21 protein-coding genes and 1 tRNA gene are annotated in these 19,530 nt (G+C 50.4%); 18 read left to right on the forward strand and 4 right to left on the reverse strand.

Going from position 1 to position 19,530, the window contains the following annotated elements; translation table 11 throughout:
• Positions 1-228 precede the first annotated feature (228 nt).
• Both HAV38_RS11190 and HAV38_RS11195 read left to right on the forward strand, forming a co-directional pair.
• A complete protein-coding gene (locus HAV38_RS11190) occupies positions 229-768 on the forward strand; it encodes a hypothetical protein (protein WP_221313778.1) in 540 nt (179 codons plus the stop codon).
• Positions 769-1,150: 382 nt separating this feature from the next.
• Complete coding sequence (locus HAV38_RS11195) at positions 1,151-2,056, forward strand: 23S rRNA (adenine(2030)-N(6))-methyltransferase RlmJ (RefSeq protein ID WP_168055359.1); 906 nt, start codon at positions 1,151-1,153, stop codon at positions 2,054-2,056.
• Between the two features lie 153 nt (positions 2,057-2,209).
• Here the strand turns inward: HAV38_RS11195 and HAV38_RS11200 are convergent, their stop codons facing one another.
• A complete protein-coding gene (locus HAV38_RS11200) occupies positions 2,210-3,127 on the reverse strand; it encodes a methylglyoxal synthase (protein ID WP_168055361.1) in 918 nt (305 codons plus the stop codon).
• Positions 3,128-3,459: 332 nt separating this feature from the next.
• Here HAV38_RS11200 and greB point away from each other — a divergent pair, with 332 nt between their 5' ends.
• The 6 genes from greB to HAV38_RS11230 all read left to right on the forward strand — a co-directional run bounded on the left by greB (position 3,460) and on the right by HAV38_RS11230 (position 9,152).
• The gene (greB, locus tag HAV38_RS11205; RefSeq protein WP_168055363.1) at positions 3,460-4,020 is read left to right on the forward strand and encodes a transcription elongation factor GreB; all 561 of its coding nucleotides are present in this window, start codon (positions 3,460-3,462) and stop codon (positions 4,018-4,020) included.
• A gap of 117 nt (positions 4,021-4,137) precedes the next feature.
• The gene (locus HAV38_RS11210; RefSeq protein WP_245182326.1) at positions 4,138-6,432 is read left to right on the forward strand and encodes a TonB-dependent receptor; all 2,295 of its coding nucleotides are present in this window, start codon (positions 4,138-4,140) and stop codon (positions 6,430-6,432) included.
• A 98-nt stretch (positions 6,433-6,530) separates the two neighbouring features.
• Positions 6,531-7,214 carry a MotA/TolQ/ExbB proton channel family protein gene (locus HAV38_RS11215; protein ID WP_168055365.1) on the forward strand — a complete coding sequence of 228 codons (684 nt, stop codon included), beginning with the start codon at positions 6,531-6,533 and terminating at the stop codon, positions 7,212-7,214.
• A 1-nt stretch (position 7,215) separates the two neighbouring features.
• Positions 7,216-7,614, forward strand: coding sequence for an ExbD/TolR family protein (locus tag HAV38_RS11220; protein ID WP_168055367.1), 399 nt, complete (start codon positions 7,216-7,218; stop codon positions 7,612-7,614).
• A 6-nt stretch (positions 7,615-7,620) separates the two neighbouring features.
• The gene (locus HAV38_RS11225; protein WP_168055369.1) at positions 7,621-8,313 is read left to right on the forward strand and encodes a TonB family protein; all 693 of its coding nucleotides are present in this window, start codon (positions 7,621-7,623) and stop codon (positions 8,311-8,313) included.
• Between the two features lie 107 nt (positions 8,314-8,420).
• Positions 8,421-9,152, forward strand: coding sequence for an acid phosphatase (locus HAV38_RS11230; protein WP_168055371.1), 732 nt, complete (start codon positions 8,421-8,423; stop codon positions 9,150-9,152).
• A gap of 99 nt (positions 9,153-9,251) precedes the next feature.
• Here the strand turns inward: HAV38_RS11230 and HAV38_RS11235 are convergent, their stop codons facing one another.
• From HAV38_RS11235 to HAV38_RS11245, 3 genes are all read right to left on the reverse strand, one after another.
• Positions 9,252-9,944, reverse strand: a complete 693-nt coding sequence (locus HAV38_RS11235; protein ID WP_168055373.1) for a glutathione binding-like protein — start codon at positions 9,942-9,944, stop codon at positions 9,252-9,254.
• A 62-nt stretch (positions 9,945-10,006) separates the two neighbouring features.
• Positions 10,007-11,191: a pyridoxal phosphate-dependent aminotransferase gene (locus HAV38_RS11240; protein WP_375791658.1), complete on the reverse strand. Its 1,185-nt coding sequence runs from the start codon at positions 11,189-11,191 to the stop codon at positions 10,007-10,009.
• A gap of 129 nt (positions 11,192-11,320) precedes the next feature.
• The gene (locus HAV38_RS11245) at positions 11,321-11,773 is read right to left on the reverse strand and encodes a putative toxin-antitoxin system toxin component, PIN family (RefSeq protein WP_168055375.1); all 453 of its coding nucleotides are present in this window, start codon (positions 11,771-11,773) and stop codon (positions 11,321-11,323) included.
• A 48-nt stretch (positions 11,774-11,821) separates the two neighbouring features.
• Between HAV38_RS11245 and yaaA the strand changes: the two genes are divergently transcribed.
• The 10 genes from yaaA (at position 11,822) to nuoF (ending at position 19,457) form a co-directional block, all read left to right on the forward strand.
• The gene (gene yaaA / locus HAV38_RS11250; RefSeq protein ID WP_168055377.1) at positions 11,822-12,598 is read left to right on the forward strand and encodes a peroxide stress protein YaaA; all 777 of its coding nucleotides are present in this window, start codon (positions 11,822-11,824) and stop codon (positions 12,596-12,598) included.
• A gap of 149 nt (positions 12,599-12,747) precedes the next feature.
• Positions 12,748-13,494 (forward strand): triose-phosphate isomerase, encoded by a 747-nt coding sequence (gene tpiA / locus HAV38_RS11255; RefSeq protein ID WP_168055379.1) that lies wholly within the window; start codon positions 12,748-12,750, stop codon positions 13,492-13,494.
• 260 nt (positions 13,495-13,754) lie between these two features.
• Complete coding sequence (gene secG, locus HAV38_RS11260; RefSeq protein WP_168055381.1) at positions 13,755-14,192, forward strand: preprotein translocase subunit SecG; 438 nt, start codon at positions 13,755-13,757, stop codon at positions 14,190-14,192.
• A gap of 83 nt (positions 14,193-14,275) precedes the next feature.
• Positions 14,276-14,360 (forward strand) — tRNA-Leu (locus HAV38_RS11265).
• 222 nt (positions 14,361-14,582) lie between these two features.
• Positions 14,583-14,942: an NADH-quinone oxidoreductase subunit A gene (locus HAV38_RS11270; RefSeq protein WP_108439673.1), complete on the forward strand. Its 360-nt coding sequence runs from the start codon at positions 14,583-14,585 to the stop codon at positions 14,940-14,942.
• Between the two features lie 3 nt (positions 14,943-14,945).
• Positions 14,946-15,422: a NuoB/complex I 20 kDa subunit family protein gene (locus HAV38_RS11275; RefSeq protein ID WP_014005578.1), complete on the forward strand. Its 477-nt coding sequence runs from the start codon at positions 14,946-14,948 to the stop codon at positions 15,420-15,422.
• 9 nt (positions 15,423-15,431) lie between these two features.
• Complete coding sequence (locus tag HAV38_RS11280) at positions 15,432-16,028, forward strand: NADH-quinone oxidoreductase subunit C (RefSeq protein ID WP_168055383.1); 597 nt, start codon at positions 15,432-15,434, stop codon at positions 16,026-16,028.
• Positions 16,028-17,281, forward strand: a complete 1,254-nt coding sequence (locus HAV38_RS11285; RefSeq protein ID WP_168055385.1) for an NADH-quinone oxidoreductase subunit D — start codon at positions 16,028-16,030, stop codon at positions 17,279-17,281. The genes HAV38_RS11280 and HAV38_RS11285 overlap by 1 nt, the downstream gene beginning before the upstream one ends.
• A gap of 380 nt (positions 17,282-17,661) precedes the next feature.
• Positions 17,662-18,165, forward strand: a complete 504-nt coding sequence (nuoE, locus tag HAV38_RS11290) for an NADH-quinone oxidoreductase subunit NuoE (RefSeq protein WP_168055568.1) — start codon at positions 17,662-17,664, stop codon at positions 18,163-18,165.
• Positions 18,162-19,457 (forward strand): NADH-quinone oxidoreductase subunit NuoF, encoded by a 1,296-nt coding sequence (nuoF, locus tag HAV38_RS11295; RefSeq protein ID WP_168055387.1) that lies wholly within the window; start codon positions 18,162-18,164, stop codon positions 19,455-19,457. Before nuoE ends, nuoF begins: the two co-directional genes overlap by 4 nt.
• The last annotated feature ends 73 nt before the right edge of the window (positions 19,458-19,530 follow it).

A 19,530-nucleotide genomic window follows, 5' to 3' on the forward strand; every position in this document is an offset into this window, starting at 1 on the left:
CTTTCCTTGCCGCCAACGTGGCCCGGCACTCACATGCTGTCTGCGTCGGCTGGGTTGGAATCCTCCTTGCTGAAACGATTTTTACGTAAGTGCGGACTATTTTGAATTAATTTTGACGGAACCTCTCTAATTTTTTTGCCGGGATTTATGATGAACCATAACGTGGGGAGCATGCCCATCGGGTAGGGGGCAGCTCTCTTCGCCAGGAAAGAAAGATAAAGGTGCAACATGATAAAAGAATGGATACGGGCGCGGGCCCACTCAAAAGATGTGGTTCCGGTATCTATCCCGGCTTCGGACGCGGCGTTGGAAGCAGTGCGCAGGCGTTGCGAGAGTCTGGTTGCTCGCCGTGCGTTATGGTCGGCAGGTGCATCGGCGCTGCCAGTGTTTGGAGTGGATATTGCGGTTGATATACATCTGTTGTCAGGTTTGATTGAAGACATCAACGCAGAGTTCGGCCTGACGCCGCAGCAGATTGAAATGCTTCATCCAAACCGCAAAGTCGCTATTTACAGCGTTATAGTGGGTGCAGGCAGCACATTGGTAGGGCGCATGGTTACGCGCGAATTAATACTCAAGATCTTGATGCGCAGCGGTGTCAGGGTAGTCAGTAAAAATGCCGTCCGGCTGGTACCGATTGCGGGGCAGATGGTCTCCGCGGCGATCGGTTACTCCGCTTTTCGTGCAGTTGGAACGCGGCATATAGACGTCTGCATGAAGGTGGTTGAAGAGTTGTTTAAATTACCATTATCTGACGAGGAAGCTTAATTTATCGGCCAAATGTAAGGTAGGGATAGCCTGATCAAGGTGCGGAGTTAGTGTGTTTTTGGGGCGATGTGAGGGAGACATCTCTTAAAAACGCACACATGAATGCCACACTAGGCGCAAAAAAGGCGCTTAAAGCGTGATATCCGCCATCGTGCCGCTTAAATTGTTAAAATGCTGGACTTCTCCATTGCAAAGCATTTATTTAGATGTTCGCTCGTGCGACAGGACAACGTGCACTTGCGTTGCTTGAACGTACTTTTACGGCAATCGTCGTGCCCAGTGATCGTTTCATGTGTTTTTGTTTGCAAAATCAAATAGCATTTTGTCGTCATCGTGTGTCGATACGCAGTTGGAATCACCCTTTACCAAGATAGATATTTTTATGCTGAGTTATCGCCACGCTTTCCATGCAGGCAATCATGCTGACGTGTTGAAGCATCTCGTCACTATCCAATTGCTCGATTACCTCGGCCAAAAGGATACCGCTTACACCGTCATTGATACCCACGCAGGCGCGGGAGTGTACGCATTGGACGGCGGTTACGCGTCCAAAAATGCTGAGTTTGAGACCGGCATCAGTCGCCTTTGGAGCCGTAAGGATTTGCCGCCAGCCTTGGCCGAGTACGTCAACGTGGTGCGTAAGCTCAATCCCGATGGCAAACTGCGCTTTTATCCTGGCTCACCATATTGTGCAGATGTCACTATGCGCGAGCAGGATCGCTTGCGTCTTTTTGAATTGCATCCAAGCGATAGTAAAATTCTCACCGACAATTTCCGCAAACTTGATGCGCAGCGCAGCCATAGCAACAGTCGTGGCAAACGCGTCATGATTACGCAGGGCGATGGATTTGTGGGGTTGAAGGCGTTATTGCCGCCACCTTCTCGGCGCGGTCTGGTATTGATTGATCCGCCGTATGAGGTCAAAGATGACTATCGTCTGGTAAAGAATACGCTGGAAGACGCATTGTTACGCTTTTCAACCGGGACCTACGCCGTCTGGTATCCGGTACTGAACCGCATGGAATCGCGTCAATTGCCGGATAAGCTAAAGCGCCTGAAGGCTAACGGTTGGCTAAATGTGACATTGACTGTCAAGACGCCGTCGCCGGATGGATTCGGCTTGCACAGCAGTGGCATGTTCGTCATCAACCCGCCTTACACGCTGGAACCATTGCTCAAAGAATTGATGCCGTATCTGGTCAAGACATTGGGTACTGATTCCGGTGCTGGTTTCACGCTGGAGTCTGGTGCGACGGCTGCAGTCAATACCGGAACACGGCGGGTTTGATTTGCCCTTCCCGAGGTCGATGGTTTGCTGACGACCTAATTCGGGTCGCGCCGTCTTTAGGCAATCTGTTCCCTCTAGTAAAATTATCTCTGACCTTTAGCGAACACCGCACAAAGCGGTATTCGCGCCGGGCCGTAGGCGCCGACTGAAGTTTTAGCGCGCTTGGATAGCCACGCGCTGCTGCAACAACGCCAGCCAACGCTCACCGCATCCCGCGTCGTTGATACACAACGCGTAGTCTGTCACCGTGCGGGCTGCGCGCTCTAGTAACTGAATGTCTGCTTCGTGCTGGCGCGCAACGTGAGGGTCCTCCAAAAATAGTACGCGCCGGCACTGATCGCGGTCCAGGATCAGTTCGGCGATTTGCGCGTCACCGCCCATTGGGCCACTCAAAAATGGTTTCACCCAATTTCGGCCAGCTTCTTCGCCTTTAATCTTTTGCGCCAACTTGTTGAGCAAACTGCCGGTTGTGCCCGTTGCACAGCGAAACGCAAATTGATCCAGCAACGAGAAATGACGTTCGGCAATCGCTAGCATGCGCTCTTTCATAGCATCATGCGCGATCAGCGCAATGCCCTCGCTTGCCAAATCAAAAGTCACGTCGAGGTCAGCGTTGCGGGCCGCTCCTTGCGCGGTCGCTTCAAGCTCAAGCCACTCGCGTGCGCCAGCCAAAGTCGACAAAAAAGGCTTGCCATGAATCACGCACTGGCGTTTTAACGCCACCGCTTCAGGAAACGTCGAGGACGGATCTACCGGGTCCATCAGATAAATGACAGCGTCCAGTGTGCGCGCAGGATCGCTGTCCACCACGCGTGAAACCAGCTTCATCAAGCCCCCTTGCCGACCATACGGAAAACGCTCAATGTGCGGATAACCATTTAATAATCCGAGTTGATTGATGGCATCCAGCGTGCGTCCCACAACGATCAGGTTTGGCTGCAAATGTTCAATAGCAGCCCGACTGCCATTGATGAGTTGTGCGAGCGGGGAGTGCGCGGCATCCTGGTGAGTGCGATTTGAGGCTAGGCCAATACGGTAACGGCGGCTAATATTGGAGGAGGTAACTGACATATGGATTTATCCAGTGGAAAGATTGTCAAAGTTGTGCAATGGAGTGATGGATAACACCCAGTGTTATTTTTATGCCCTATGGCGTTCAACCAGCTGACGATTGTGTTGAGTGATTTTTAATCACTGCCTGCGCACCACACATGATGCATCATCATAGTCTTATGTGTCGCATTTCCTCATCGCTTCATAGACCGTATTTGCAGTTGTGTGCAGACGTATTATGTTCGCGATTACTTAATGCAACAATCTTATTTGGTACGTCCCGGCAGACCGATGCAAGACGACGCCGAGGAGGTTGCGAGTGTTGGCAAAAACGCTCTACAATAGTCATTATGAATAAAGCCTTTGTCAAAGAGTCCGATGGCGACGACGACGATCTGGAGTTTGGATTGCCGCCGATTCCTGCTGGCACAAAAAATTATATGACGCCCGCCGGACATGCCCGCATGAAAGCGGAGTTACTGGATTTGATAGATAACGCTCGGCCTGAAGTGGTGCGTATTGTGTCGTGGGCGGCCTCCAACGGTGACCGTTCCGAAAATGGGGACTACATTTACGGTAAACGTCGGCTGCGTGAAATCGACCGGCGGATTCGGTTTCTGACCAAACGTTTGGATCAAGCCGAGATAGTTGATCCTAGTGTTCACCATGGTCGTGATCAGGTGTTTTTTGGCGCTACGGTACGCTACCAAAATCATGCCGGTGAAGAACATACGGTGACCATCGTCGGGATTGATGAACTAGACCCGCTGCACGGAAAAATAAGCTGGATATCCCCTGTTGCGCGCGCCCTCACCAAGGCGCATGAGGGTGAGTCGGTCACCCTCATGACCCCGGCGGGAATGGATGAGCTGGACATATTGAGCGTGCGTTATCCTGCTCCCGAAGCATAAAAATATGAAAGTCAAAGTAACGAGAAGGATTTGCACGTGGCTAACGTTGTTTTATGACAACGTCATGAGGATGAAATATTGCTTCTTTAATATGCCTCCTTTTCTACAGGAGACATCATGCAAGCACCTTGTGTCAAGCCAGCGTTCAACACGATCGTCCAGCCAAGCGTCAAATCCGGTATCAAGTCACACCGCAAGACAAGCCGCAAAGCAAGCCGCAAGCGCGACGTTAATCCAATCGTTAAATCGAACCTTGCAATAAGCAATATCAATATTTTGCGTGCGATCGCCATGTTATGCATCGTCACGCCAGTTGCAGGCTTCGCGCAGCAAGCTACTGATCTCGGCGCCGTCAGCGCTGCCGATGGATCGGGCATTGCTAGCCAGGCCGTGAACGTACCGAGTGCCGCTAAAAGCGCACCGTCCCAAGGTTCGCTGACGGCGCGCTCGGCGCAGTCCGAAGTGAGCGAGTCATTCATTCGTAACTACACATCGCCCATCGCCGACTTTAGTCAAGTTATCCAAATGACCCCGGGTGTGTACAGTTATAGCCCCAACGGTCCAGGCCTGGGCGACACGAAGACTTATTTCCGTGGTTTTCAGGATGGCGATTATTCGGTCACGTTCGACGGCATTCCGTTTCAGGACACTAACAGCCCGACCCATCATACCTGGGCGTTTTTTCCGGCACAGTTTATAGGTGGCGCGATCGTTGACCGCAGCCCAGGTTCGGCTGCGACTATCGGACCGGCCAATTTTGGTGGTTCAATTAATCTGTTATCGCGTAACCTTGATCGGCAACAACGGACTAGCGTAACGGGATCGTATGGTACCTGGAATACGTCGCTGATCGGCGTTGAGCATGAAACCGGACAGTTCGGTACTGATGGTTCGTCTAATCTTTTGTTCAATGTGCATGAGATGAAGTCGGATGGCTATCAGACCTATAACAAGCAAAAGCGTGATGCGATCTCGCTAAAATACCAGCTTGCAATTACCGATAATACCGCCCTGACCTTCTTTGCCTCGTCCATTGATCTGCACACCAATACGCCGAACACCAAGGGACCAACGCGTGCGCAAGCCGCACAATATGGTAACAATTATTTAATGAGTGGCGATCCGACGCGGGCCAACTATTACGGCTATAACTTTTATCACGTCACGTCAGATTTTGAGTATGTTGGGTTGACATCTAATCTTGGCAACGGCTGGACGCTGGACGACAAGCTGTACACCTATGCTTATCACAACCAGCAAAATTATAACGGCACCACCATCACGACGACCAGTGGGACCGATAAACTGAATGCCTATCGGACCTATGGCAATTTGCTGCGCGTGAGCCAGGAATCAGGCATGGGGACTTTCCGCACCGGTTTATGGTCGGAATATGCAGACACGAACCGATACCAGATTCCTTCCGATCCGCGCACGTGGATTGATGCAGTGCTACCAAATTTTCATGAGAAGTTTAAGACAACGACTTTGCAGCCATTTGTTGAATACGCGTTCAACATCACGAACGATCTGAAAATTACGCCCGGCATCAAGTACGCTTCTTATCGCCAGGATTTCACGCAATTTGCCGATAACGGTAAAGCGGTCGGTAACCTTGGCGGCGCGCCTGGCATCAACCATGCGACCACCTACAATGCGGCGCTGCCGTCGCTGGACATGCACTATAAGTTGCAATCAAACTGGTCCGCCTATGCACAGTTTGCGACTGGAAGCGAAATACCGCCGACTAACGTTTTTGACGTCAAAAATGCGAATGTCACGGTATTGCCTTCGATGGTCAAAACGAAGACTTATCAAATCGGAACAGTCTGGAAATCTGAACGGTTCACGCTCGATGTGGATGCATATCGTATCAAATTTGATAATGCGTATTCGTCCTCCACAGACGCGACCGGGAACACGACGTTTTATGCTAACGGAACGTCGGTTACGCAAGGCATCGAAGCGGAAAGCAACATCATGCTTGGCGGCGGATTTAACCTTTATATCAACGGTACATACGGCAGCGCCAAGTATTCCAGCGGTCAATGGGTGGCCAGTGCACCTAGCGACACAGAAACTCTGGGACTGAGCTACGAGCAGGGTGCCTGGAACAGCGGTTGGTTTACCAAACGCGTCGGCAAGATGTTTAACGATAACGGTGGCACGCACGAAGCCGTTGTGATTAATCCTTTTATTTTGTCGAACCTGTTCGTCAACTATGCATGGAAGCATCCCGTCAGCTGGGCCAGGCAAGCCAAGGTACAGTTAGGCGTCAACAATCTATTTAATAAGCAGAACATCGTCGGGGTAACGCCAGCGACCACAAAAACGTCCGTTCCGGCACCGGGCGATTTATTGACCTTGCTGCCGACACGTAGTACGTCATTGACCCTCACGCTGGATTTCTAAATTTGTTATGCATTTCATGGGGAGGCCAGGCTTCCTCATGGGTGAATTTGACTTTTCATTCCGATTGTTGACCAGAGTTTTTACTCCCAATTTTAATCATGAATATTCCCCATCTATTTGAATTAGCCAATGATTCCGGCGGCACACTATATCTGATGCTGCTGCTCTTGCTGGTAGCCTTAACGGTGATCATTGAACGGACTAGTCATCTTTCCAATATGCAGCAGGGCGGCGAGCAGCTAATTGCCATGCTAAAAAAAGAAGACGTACAACTTGCTATCTGGTCAGTCCCTCAAAAGCTATCAAAACTACCGCATATCCGGTTATTCAACGTATTAAAGAAAGAGCCGGTCAGTACTGATCGTGAGACTTTCGGAGGTCATCTGGAAGAGGCCATCATGCATGAAGTCCCTATTCTTGATCGCTCGCTATGGGTGCTGGATACGGTGATTACATTGGCGCCTTTGCTGGGTTTGTTTGGCACCATCATAGGGATGTTTAACGCGTTCCATGTTCTCGGTGATGCCCAAAACGGTGCGGCACAAATTACCGGCGGCATTGCCGAAGCGCTGATTGCGACGGCCTCTGGTCTCTTGATTGCGATGATCGGACTGGTATTCTTTAATGCGTTGCACACCCGCGTCCGGATCGTTTTACATCAACTTGAAACCATCAAGATCATGCTCGTGAACCGCCATGATCGTTTGGCATCGAATGTGACTTCGCTGGTTTCGTCGGGTACCTCTCATGTTAAATCATTCGTTATGCCGGTTAGGGCCTGAAATGCGTTATCTTGAAACAAGAAAAGCCCGAATAGAGATCATTCCGATGATCGACATCATGCTGTTTCTGCTGGTATTTTTCGCGATGCTGACATTACGCATGATTCCATCGTCTGGTCATGTCACCAGGTTGCCGACCAGTTCGACAGCGGTGACAATTCCACCGCCAAAATTGCTGGTAGAAATTGCACCGGATGGCGCGCTGCTGGTTGAGAATCACACCCTGACGGCAGTACAACTAACCGCGCTACTCAGGCAGCGTGATAGCGCCAAAACTTCGGTCACCATCGCTGGTAATCAGACCGCGTCGTTGCAGCAGGTGATGGAAGTGATCGATGCGATCCGCAACGGTGGTGCGACTGAAATCGGTCTTGCTACGCGTAACGCCACCGGTAAATAGGCCGTTATGTCTGCACTTATCAGCACCCACCGTTTCCCCGTTCAAGCTTTTGGTCTGGCTGTTCTGGTTGAGGCTGCGCTGGTGGCGGTTGTCGTTATTTTTCTGGTGACAACACCCTCAAAACCTGCGTTATCTGAGCCGGTGCCGATCACGTTGATCAGTGAGGACAAGCCGCCAGCAGAGGCACCACCAACGCCTAAACCCCCTGAACCGCTTAAGCCTGTGGCACGACCGCAGCCAAAACCCATTACCAAAGTAGTTCCGCCAAAACCGCAAATACAAACGCCCCAGCCACCAAAGGCGGCAATCGCAACTGCAGAGCCACTACCACTTTCCCCGGCACCGAGCGCTATGTCTGAACCCGCGTTTGTGCCGACTACGCCAGCACCGCCACCTGCGGTAGCAAGTGGAAAAACGGACGTCAGTCTTGAATATGCAGCCAAGGTTCGTGCTGCGGTTCAGGCTGCGGTTGCCTATCCACCTGCGGCGGCAGCGTTACATTTTTCTGGTCGTGTTCGGGTTGAATTTCATCTGCGCGATGGCGTCCCTTCACAATCCCGTGTAGTGATATCGAGCGCCATTGGAATGATTGATCGGGCTGCATTGCAGTCGGTACAGAGCGCGCGCTATCCAGAGCCGCCTTCTGATATGCGCGGCAGCGATAAGTTGTACCAGATATGGGTCGAGTTCACGCGTTAAATATGTTGACTAAGGTTGTTTATTAAATTACTAACGCTGGCTTGATATCAAATCAGCGACAGTGCCTTTTGGGTCCACGTTACGTTAATTTTTTTAAGGTCATTGCTATGCGTCGATTTTCAGCATCGTTGGTTTTCATTATCATTACAGCGCTCAGCGTCGTCAGCGCACCCACTCACGCAAAGGGCGCCGAGCCGTTTATTTCCGCAAAGGAGATAGACCTTGCCAAACTATTGCCCCCGCCACCAGCCAGTGAATCATCACAAACCAAGGCAGAGTTAGGCGAAATATTGACTGTACAGGTGACACGTACGCCGGAAATGGTCGCCCGCGCTCAAGCAGACGCAGTAGAAAATATCGGGCGATTTTCCGATATTTTGGGACCACGTTTTAACGTCGAGAATTTGCCGAAATTTTCTGCCTTTTTTGCGCGAGTCGTGAGTTCGGAAGGCGCGGTTGTGGATGCACCAAAAAAGTTCTGGCAGCGTCCACGGCCCTATCTGGCGAGTGATCTGGTGAAGCCGGTAGTCAAGATGACAGCATCAGGATCTTATCCCTCAGGACATGCCACAGCCGGGACATTGATGGGTATCGTGCTGGCGAACATGGTGCCGGAAAAACGGAGCGAAATCATGCTGCGCGCGCGCGAATATGCGCACAATCGGATCGTGGCTGGGGTGCACTATCCGTCCGATATCGAGGCGGGTCGGATTGCTGGAACATTGATTGCGGCGAATTTAATGACGCGCGAAGATTTTAATGCAGAATTTGCGACCGCCAGGGCTGAGTTACGGAAGGAGTTGGGTCTGACCGACGATAAGCTTAAGAAGGAAAAATGACCTCCGCTCTGTCCGCTGTACAACGGTGCTATCGATAAAGGTGGCCTTCCCCATCGGTATCAATAGGGAAGCGCCACAGATTGTCCAGAATCGCGTCAGCTATCTTTTTTCATACTGTTGATTGCCAAATAGAACGCTACGCTCTTTGTCACCGGTTAGCGGCTTGCGCAGGCTCGCCAGTACTTCCACGCCGCGCATGACTGCCGGGCGTTGGCTGATGGTATTAAACCATTGCTGCAGGTGTGGAAAATCACTTAATTCAACGCCTTGGTTTTTCCATGACCGTAGCCACGGGAAGGTCGCAATATCAGCAATGGTATATTCGCTCCCGGCTAAATAGGCATTTTCAGAAAGCTGTTTGTCAATCACGCCGTATATTCGCTTGGCTTCATTAGTATATCGATCCACCGCGTATGCAATCTGCTCCGGCGCATACAGACGGAAGTGATGCGCCTGACCCAGCATAGGCCCAACGCCACCCATTTGAAACATCAACCATTCCAGTGTTTTAAACCGCTCACGGTCGGTATTGCCAAGGAACTGTCCCGTTTTGCCCGCCAGGTAGATTAATATAGCGCCGGATTCAAATAGCGAAATAGGCGCTCCGTCAGGACCGTCTTCATCCAGGATGGCCGGAATTTTATTATTGGGCGAAATCGACAAAAAATCGGCAGCGAACTGGTCGCCAGCCCCGATATCGACGGCATGCACCCGATAAGGCAGGCCGCATTCTTCCAGCATAATATGGATTTTATGTCCGTTCGGTGTTGGCCAGCTATAGACGTCTATCATCGCTATTTCCTTTGCTTGTGAGCAATCATTTTTTGAACAATACGGGTGGGTAGGGGGCAGCTCTAAATGGTATTCAGGCGTGCAAGTGCCTTATGCAAGGTCTCATCCTGCTTCGCAAAACAGAATCTAACAATACCGGACTCGCGCGGGGTCGAATAAAAAGCCGATACCGGAATCGCAGCCACGCCGATTTCGCTCGTCAACCAAGTAGCGAAATCTACTTCGCTGGACGCGGAGATCGCCGAATAATCGACACACTGAAAATAAGTGCCATCCGAAGGAAGTAATTTGAAGCGAGAATCTTGCAGTCCGGCCCGGAATAAATCGCGTTTGCGCTGATAAAACGCCGACAATTCCAGATAAGGTGCCGCGTTCTTCATATATGCGGCAATTCCATGCTGGACTGGCGTATTGACGGTAAAGACATTGAATTGATGGACCTTGCGAAACTCAACCGAGAGCGCAGCGGGCGCGGCAACAAAACCGATTTTCCAACCCGTCACATGATAGGTTTTACCGAAGCTGGAAACGATAAAGGCGCGCTCGGCCAACTCAGGATGACGACTGACGGATTCATGGACAAGACCGTCATACACCATGTGCTCATAGACTTCATCTGACAAAATCAATATATCGGTGTCGCGTACGATGTCTGTTAATGCCGCAATATCGATCGCACTTAATACGCTGCCGGTAGGGTTGTGCGGAGAATTGATCATGATAAGACGCGTGCGCGATGTCACCGCTGCCGAGACTTGGTCCCAAGGCACTGTATAGCCATCGGCGCTCAACGTCATTTGAACGAAAACGGGCTTTCCGCCGGCTAATTTGATCGCTGGCACATAGCTGTCATAGGCAGGTTCGATGACAATCACTTCGTCGCCCGGATGCACCGCACACATGATCGCTGTCAGCAATCCTTGCGTAGCGCCAGCCGTGATCGTGATTTCTGTCGTCGAATCATAAGCGTATCCGTGCAATTTTTTAATTTTTTCGGCAATAATCAAGCGTAACGAAGGGATGCCTACCATTGGGGGATATTGATTTAGCCCGCTTTTCATTGCGTCGCTGACCGCCTCGACCAACGCTGGATCACAATTAAAATCAGGAAACCCTTGTCCCAGATTGACAGCATTTTTCTCGCTCGCTAGCGCCGACATGGTCGTGAAAATGGTGGTGCCGACAGCTGGCAGTTTTGACTGTAATGCAAGGGGTGTCATAGGCTTAAGGTGCGCTGGCTTGGTCATTAGGTTCTCGTGTCTGGCTTGGTTCAACAACGTAATAAGTGCAGGGGAGGTGTTTTAGCAGCGCAACGACACTACGCATTGAGTGGATTATTTTAGCGGTTTATCGATAACGCCACAGGGAGCCTACATTTACAGCGCTTGTCCCGACGGCATGATCCAGGCCTGCGGTGTAACGATGGAAAAAAGTCCTGTTTTAGCGGTCTTGCGGGCAAGTTTTAGTAGCGCCTTATCCTTGGTGATGAGGGTGGCAGCGTTTGCGCCCAAGGCAAGTTCTAAAAACTTTTGGTCGTCCGGGTCTGAGCAAATAGGCAGGCGGATGTCGGTGCGCGGGGATAAAAGGTCGGAATCCATATATTTTATCAGCGTCTCGAACTCGGCATTGATGCCCGGGCGCGTCTCGTCGGTAATAGGTAAGTGCGCATAATGCAAAACTAGCTGCCATTCCATGCGACAGTCGGCCCGCGTCACTGCTTCAACCTCGCCCGATTGCAGTGCATTTAATAGTTTTGCCCAACGAGGATCGCGAAAAACAAACAGATCCAGGCAGACATTTGTGTCGATTACTAAGCGCTTCGGTATCATGGTGAACAATTCTTTTCGCTAAGTTTATTTTTTGAATGCACATTATCTATGTTAATTGTTTTATCGCCTGCTAAATCGCTGGATTACACGACGCCACCAACCACCGATTTGCACACATTGCCAGATTATATTTCGCATTCCGCAGAGCTGGTTGAGGTGTTGAAGAGGTTGTCGCCCGCTGAAGTCGGTGGTCTGATGCATATTTCCGACGCCTTGGCGCACTTAAATGCGACCCGATTTTCTTCCTGGTCGCCGACTTTTAGCAAGGCAAACGCTAAACAGGCAATTTTGGCATTTAACGGCGACGTCTACACCGGATTCGACGCCGGTTCCTTAAGTCATAAAGAGTTGGCCTATACCCAAAAGCATGTACGAATTTTGTCTGGATTATATGGGATGTTGCGCCCCCTTGATCTGATGCAACCGTATCGGCTGGAAATGGGAACGAAGTTAGTTAATGCTGGAGGAAAAAATTTATATGCATTCTGGCACGACACCGTCACCTTGGGCTTAAACGAGGAGCTAGCAAAGCTGAAAACCGATATTCTTGTTAATCTGGCATCGGACGAGTATTTTAAAGTAGTTAGGCCGAAGGTATTGGCAGCGAGTATTGTCGCACCGGTCTTTGAGGACTGGAAGAATGGAAAATACAAAATTATCTCGTTTTACGCAAAACGTGCTCGCGGATTGATGGCGCGCTATGCGACGGTCAATAAAGTAACTAATCCCGAGCAATTAAAGGATTTTAACGTCGAAGGCTATCAATTTGTTGCCAAAGATTCTGATGCTGGTCGTTGGGTGTTTAGACGACGAATTGACGTTTAACTTAGGGTAAAAATGGGTTTGGACGATATGGCGCCCATGTTGCGGCGTACTCCGGCGATCGGCAAAAACCTTTAATAGTTCGGCGGTTTGACCGTCGTACCCTGCACGCGTTAGAATGTCGGGTTATTAAAATAGTGGGCTCGCCGATAATGCGCCGCAACCTCGTAGCTGGAAATTGGAAAATGAATGGCAGCTTAGCTGCCAACGCGTCGTTGCTGGCCGAACTTAAGGCCGGTCTGGGGCACTTTAATTGCGATATCGCAGTCTGTGTACCATCGCCCTATCTCGCACAGTGTCAGGCCGCGTTGACCGGCACGCCATTGGCATGGGGCGCGCAGGATGTCTCCGTGCATTCCGCTGGTGCTTATACGGGTGAGATTGCCGCCTCAATGCTGCTAGACTTTGCATGTAAATACGTCATCGTCGGCCATTCCGAGCGACGCGCGTATCATGGCGAAACCAGTCAGGTAGTAGCGCAAAAAGCAGTTATTGCATTGAAATCGGGTCTGACGCCGATTGTTTGTGTTGGCGAAACCTTATCAGAACGTCAGGCTGGTCAGACCGATGCAGTGGTGAGCGAGCAATTGGAAGCAGTTCTGGCGCTGTTAGATATTTCAGCCTTAACCGGCATCGTGATCGCTTACGAACCAGTCTGGGCAATTGGCACCGGCATGACCGCGACCCCGCAGATGGCCCAGGATGTACATGCTGCGCTACGGAGCCGGGTGGCACTGAAAAACCGCGATTCTGCGTCGCTTGTAAAGATTTTGTACGGTGGGAGCATGAAACCGGATAATGCAGCCGAATTAATGGCGATGCCGGATATTGATGGCGGCTTGATCGGTGGTGCTGCGTTAAAAGCTGCAGATTTTCTTTCTATTGCGGCTTCCGCTTAAATAGAGAGTGGTGCCAAAGCTTCGACAACGGTTTCTTTGCTGGTCACAACATGGCGATAGCAATCGGCAAACAGTGAAAAATTGCGAGCAAGACCATGCCGAAATAAAGGCAGTCGCAGTTAGTTTTAAAGTGATTGCCGATTTGTACGCGGCTTGCAATAGCGGCAAATTATTGGCGATCATGCAGCAGTTACTTAAGTATTTACTAAAGCTATAAAAAAGCAAAAAATATAATTATCTCTTCATTGGAAAATCATTAAATGAACTCAGTACTTACTATCATCGTTGTCGTTCAAGTGTTGTCTGCGTTAACGATTATCGGACTCGTTTTATTGCAGCACGGTAAAGGTGCCGACATGGGTGCCGCGTTTGGTTCGGGCGCGTCAGGTAGTTTGTTCGGTGCGACCGGATCTTCGAATTTTCTGTCAAAGTCAACTGGACTGGCCGCGTTGATTTTTTTCTGCGCGACGCTGGGTCTGGTGTATTTGGGTAGTCATCGCACTGCAGCAACTGGCGGTGTAATGGATAGTTTGCCAGCGGCGTCGGCACCCGCGGCTGCCATCCCATCGACAACTGTCCCAACACCGAATTCAGCGGCTACTGCATCGGCGACCGTTGCCGCAAGTGCTGCAGCGGCAGCGTCAAACGCGGCCTCAGCAGGGCATAGCACCGATCCATCGAATCAAATCCCGAAATAAGTTTAAAAAGAAACGAATTACAGGGTTTTAATCAAATTGTGCATTGAACAAAAATGCTAAAACAGGTTAAAATATGCCCTTATGCCGACGTGGTGAAATTGGTAGACACGCTATCTTGAGGGGGTAGTGGCGAAAGCTGTGCGAGTTCGAGTCTCGCCGTCGGCACCAAGTTATTGAAGTCCGCAAAGTTGTTCCTACGCTGGTTTTTTTATCGAGGAACTTGTAGTGTTTGATTAGTTGATTGTGACGAGATGAAATGAGTTGCGGTTTATGTAACGCGCTTATGTAATGAGCTTATGTAACGCGCTTATGTAACCACATTAAGGAGCCACATCTTCTCACCGGATATTTTATCACGCTGCTAACCGTTCAAACCATTGGCAAAAAATCGTGAACCTCGAAAATTATTTCCCCGTACTATTATTTATTTTGATCGGTATTGCGGTAGGTGTTATGCCGCAATTGCTGGGTCGTATCCTTGGGCCACACCGGCCCGATGCTCAAAAAAATTCTCCATACGAATGCGGTTTTGAAGCATTCGAAGACGCGCGCATGAAGTTTGATGTGCGGTATTACCTTGTCGCCATTTTGTTCATTTTGTTCGATCTGGAAACTGCCTTTTTCTTCCCTTGGGGTGTCGCCATGCGTGACCTCGGCTGGGCTGGCTTCATCACGATGATGGTATTCATCGCTGAATTTGTCGTCGGCTTCTGGTACATATGGAAGAAGGGCGCTTTGGATTGGGAGTAAGTCATGTCAATTGAAGGTGTATTAAACGAAGGCTTTGTTACCACTACGGCTGACAAACTCATTAACTGGACACGCACCGGCTCTTTGTGGCCGATGACGTTCGGCCTGGCTTGCTGTGCTGTCGAGATGATGCACGCCGGTGCCTCGCGCTACGACATGGATCGTTTTGGTGTAATCTTCCGTCCTTCGCCACGGCAGTCTGACGTAATGATCGTCGCTGGCACGCTATGCAACAAAATGGCGCCAGCGTTACGCAAGGTATACGATCAGATGCCAGAACCACGCTGGGTGATTTCGATGGGTTCGTGTGCCAATGGCGGCGGCTATTATCATTATTCCTACTCGGTGGTGCGCGGTTGCGACCGTATTGTGCCGGTCGATATCTACGTTCCCGGTTGCCCTCCCACGGCTGAAGCGCTGCTGTATGGCATCATTCAGCTGCAAAATAAGATTCGCCGCACCAATACAATTGCGCGCTAAGAGAACAGAATGACGACCAAACTTGAAACCCTTGAAGCCGCCGTGCGCAATGCGCTAGGCGATGACCTTCAAAGTCTTGCTGTGGCCTTCGGTGAGGTCACTATCATAGTCAAAGCGTCAAATTATCTGTCGGCAATGCGTGTGCTCCGCGATCATGCAGACACCCGCTTTGAAGAGCTGATCGATTTATGTGGCGTTGATTACTCAACCTATGGTGACGGTATTTGGGATGGTGCACGATTTGCCGCGGTTTCGCATCTGTTGTCTCTTGAGCATAATTGGCGCTTGCGGGTTCGCGTCTTCGCACCGGACGATGAAATGCCCATTTTGGCGTCACTGACAGGCATATGGTCTTCTGCTGACTGGTATGAGCGCGAGGCTTTCGACTTCTTCGGTATACTGTTTGAAGGTCATAACGATTTACGTCGTATTTTGACGGACTACGGTTTTATCGGCCATCCGTTTCGCAAAGATTTCCCTGTCTCCGGCTATGTCGAGATGCGCTATGACCCAGAGCAAAAACGCGTGATTTATCAGCCTGTTACGATAGACCCGCGTGAAATCACGCCACGCGTGATTCGCGAAGACAATTACGGGATCAAATAATGGCAGAAATCAAAAATTACACGCTGAACTTCGGTCCGCAACATCCCGCTGCACATGGCGTTCTGCGCCTGGTGCTGGAGTTGGACGGCGAAGTGATCCAGCGTGCCGACCCGCATATTGGCCTGTTACATCGCGGTACTGAGAAGCTGGCCGAACAAAAAACCTATTTGCAGTCCGTTCCTTACATGGATCGTCTCGACTACGTCTCGATGATGTGTAACGAGCACGGTTACGTGATGGCAATTGAGCGTCTGCTCGGTCTCGAAGTACCCTTGCGCGCGCAATATATTCGCGTCATGTTCGATGAAATTACGCGTTTGCTGAACCATCTCATGTGGATTGGCGCGCATGCACTGGACGTTGGTGCCATGGCCGTATTGTTGTATGCGTTCCGCGAACGCGAAGATTTGATGGATTGCTACGAAGCTGTTTCTGGCGCGCGTATGCACGCTGCTTACTATCGACCAGGTGGTGTTTATCGCGACCTTCCGAACCAGATGCCGCAGCACAAAGCATCGATTGTTCGTAACGCAAAAGCGATCAAAGCGCTTAACGAAAACCGTCAAGGTTCGATGCTGGATTTCATCGAAGATTTCACGGTGAGATTTCCTAAGTATGTCGATGAATACGAAACCTTGCTGACAGACAACCGTATCTGGAAACAGCGCCTTGTCGGCGTCGGCGTCGTATCGCCTGAGCGCGCTAAAGCGATGGGTTTCACTGGCCCAATGTTGCGTGGTTCAGGTATCGAATGGGATTTGCGCAAGAAGCAGCCCTACGAAGTATACGACCTGCTGGACTTTGATATTCCCGTGGGGAAAAATGGTGATTGTTATGACCGTTACTTGGTGCGCGTTGCAGAAATGCGCCAGTCAAATCACATTATCAAACAGTGCGTAGAATGGTTGCGGAATAACGAAGGGCCGGTAATGACGACCAATCATAAAGTCGCACCTTCGTCACGCGTCGATATGAAATCCAATATGGAAGAGTTGATCCATCACTTCAAACTCTTTTCCGAAGGATTCCATGTGCCACCGGGCGAGGCCTACGCGGCTGTCGAGCATCCAAAAGGTGAATTTGGTGTATATATCGTTTCCGACGGTGCCAACAAACCTTACCGTTTAAAAATCCGTGCACCGGGCTTCCCGCATTTGCAAGGTTTGAACGAGATGGCTAAAGGCCACATGATTGCCGATGCCGTCACGATCATTGGAACGCAGGACATTGTTTTTGGTGAAATTGATCGCTAAGAAAGCGGTTAGATCGCAGGGTAATCTGAGGGTTTTTTTAAAGTCATGATATGTTAATCCCATGATTTCAAATAACGGTTTTTTACCTGACCAGGGTTGCGTTACAAGCACGTATATTCATTGCGTAATCGGTTTCTAAGGCAGGTTTAAAGACTACTAAGTGCCCTAAGAGGGAATCTAAGACGGATTGGACCAATTTGATGATGTGGCAAATATTGCAAGTTTTGCAAACATATGAAGATACCGTACGCAACACAAAGCGAAGTCCGTTTCAGAAGCGCCGTAGGATTGCCAGCGGTGAAAGCAGGGATTCGTTAAAATAGCACGCTTTGCCGTGCTCCGTGAATTTACCAATAACTAGCGCATACCACCGCGTACGAATGGTCAACAACATGTTGTTAAGTCAAGATACGTATAAAAAGATCGATCGCGAAGTAGCGAAATTTCCCTCAGACCAATCACAGTCTGCGGTGATGGGCGCATTGGCGATCGCGCAGGACGAAAAAGGCTGGCTCTCGCCAGAAACGATGCAGGATGTTGCCGATTATCTCGGGATGCCTGCAATCGCGGTGCAAGAAGTCGCCACCTTTTATAATATGTACAACACCAAGCCAATCGGCAAGCACAAGATTACGATTTGCACCAATTTGCCCTGCCAGCTGTCCGGTGGCGAAAAAGCCGCTGCACACCTGAAGCACAAATTAGGTATCGATTACCGTGAAACAACCGAAGATAGCCAGTTCACGCTAATGGAAGGCGAATGTATGGGCGCTTGCGGTGATGCACCGGTATTGTTGGTCAATAACAAGCGCATGTGCAGCTGGATGTCGAACGATAAAATCGACGGGTTGCTAGCGGAGTTGTCGGAAGCGAGCCCAAAATGACCAGTTTGCACAATCGTCATATCAACCCACTTATCCTTGCGGATTTAGACGGCGCCAACTGGCACTACGAAGATTATGTCAAACGGGGCGGTTATTCTGCGTTAAAGCGCATCCTTAACGACGGCGTTACGCCCGAGCAAATCATTGCAGAACTGAAGGCCGGTTCTTTGCGCGGCCGTGGTGGTGCAGGTTTTCCTACTGGGTTGAAATGGAGCTTTATGCCGCGCCAATTCCCCGGTCAGAAATATCTGGTGTGTAATACGGATGAAGGCGAGCCGGGCACGTTCAAAGATCGTGACATCATTCGCTATAATCCTCATGCACTGATTGAAGGCATGGCGATCGGTGCGTTCGCGATGGGCATTACGGTTGGTTACAACTATATTCATGGTGAAATTTGGGCCGGTTACACGCGCTTTGAAGAAGCGCTGGAAGAGGCGCGCGCCGCTGGTGCGTTGGGCGATAATATATTCGGCAGCGCTTTCAACTTTCAGTTGCACGCATTTCACGGTTATGGCGCGTATATTTGCGGCGAAGAGACCGCATTGCTTGAGTCCCTGGAAGGAAAAAAGGGGCAGCCGCGCTTTAAGCCACCATTCCCGGCCAGCTTCGGCTTGTATGGCAAACCCACCACCATTAACAATACCGAGACATTTGCAGCCGTCCCGTTTTTGTTAAACATGGGTGGTCCGGCCTACGCTGGATTGGGCAAACCTAACAATGGCGGTACCAAGATATTTTCTATCTCAGGCGATGTTGAGCTGCCGGGTAATTATGAAGTGCCGTTGGGCACGCCATTCGCCAAGCTGCTGGAACTCGCGGGTGGTATGCGCGGCGGTAAAAAGATTAAAGCTGTCATCCCTGGTGGCTCGTCGGCACCGGTGATACCGGGCAACATCATGATGGATACCGATCTTGACTATGATGCCATCGCGAAGGCTGGTTCGATGCTCGGCTCCGGCGCAGTCATCGTGATGGATGATACGCGCTGCATGGTCAAAGCATTGCAGCGTTTGTCATATTTCTATTTTGAAGAGTCCTGCGGACAATGTACGCCATGTCGGGAAGGTACCGGCTGGCTATACCGTTTGGTACACCGGATTGAAAACGGTCAAGGCCGACCTGAAGATATCGAGCTGCTGGATACGGTTGCGGGCAATATCATGGGACGCACGATTTGCGCGCTCGGTGATGCAGCAGCAATGCCGGTGCGCGGTTTCCTGAAGCATTATCGCGAAGAGTTTGAGTATCACATTGAGCATAAGCATTGCCTCGTGCCAGCTTATATTTAAGGCACTGCGCTAAAATTTAATGCGTGACCATGACACGATTGATTCAACGGAATGATGTGTTTGTGATGGCGCA

This window comes from Glaciimonas immobilis, assembly GCF_011947285.1.
Taxonomy (GTDB): domain Bacteria; phylum Pseudomonadota; class Gammaproteobacteria; order Burkholderiales; family Burkholderiaceae_D; genus Glaciimonas; species Glaciimonas immobilis.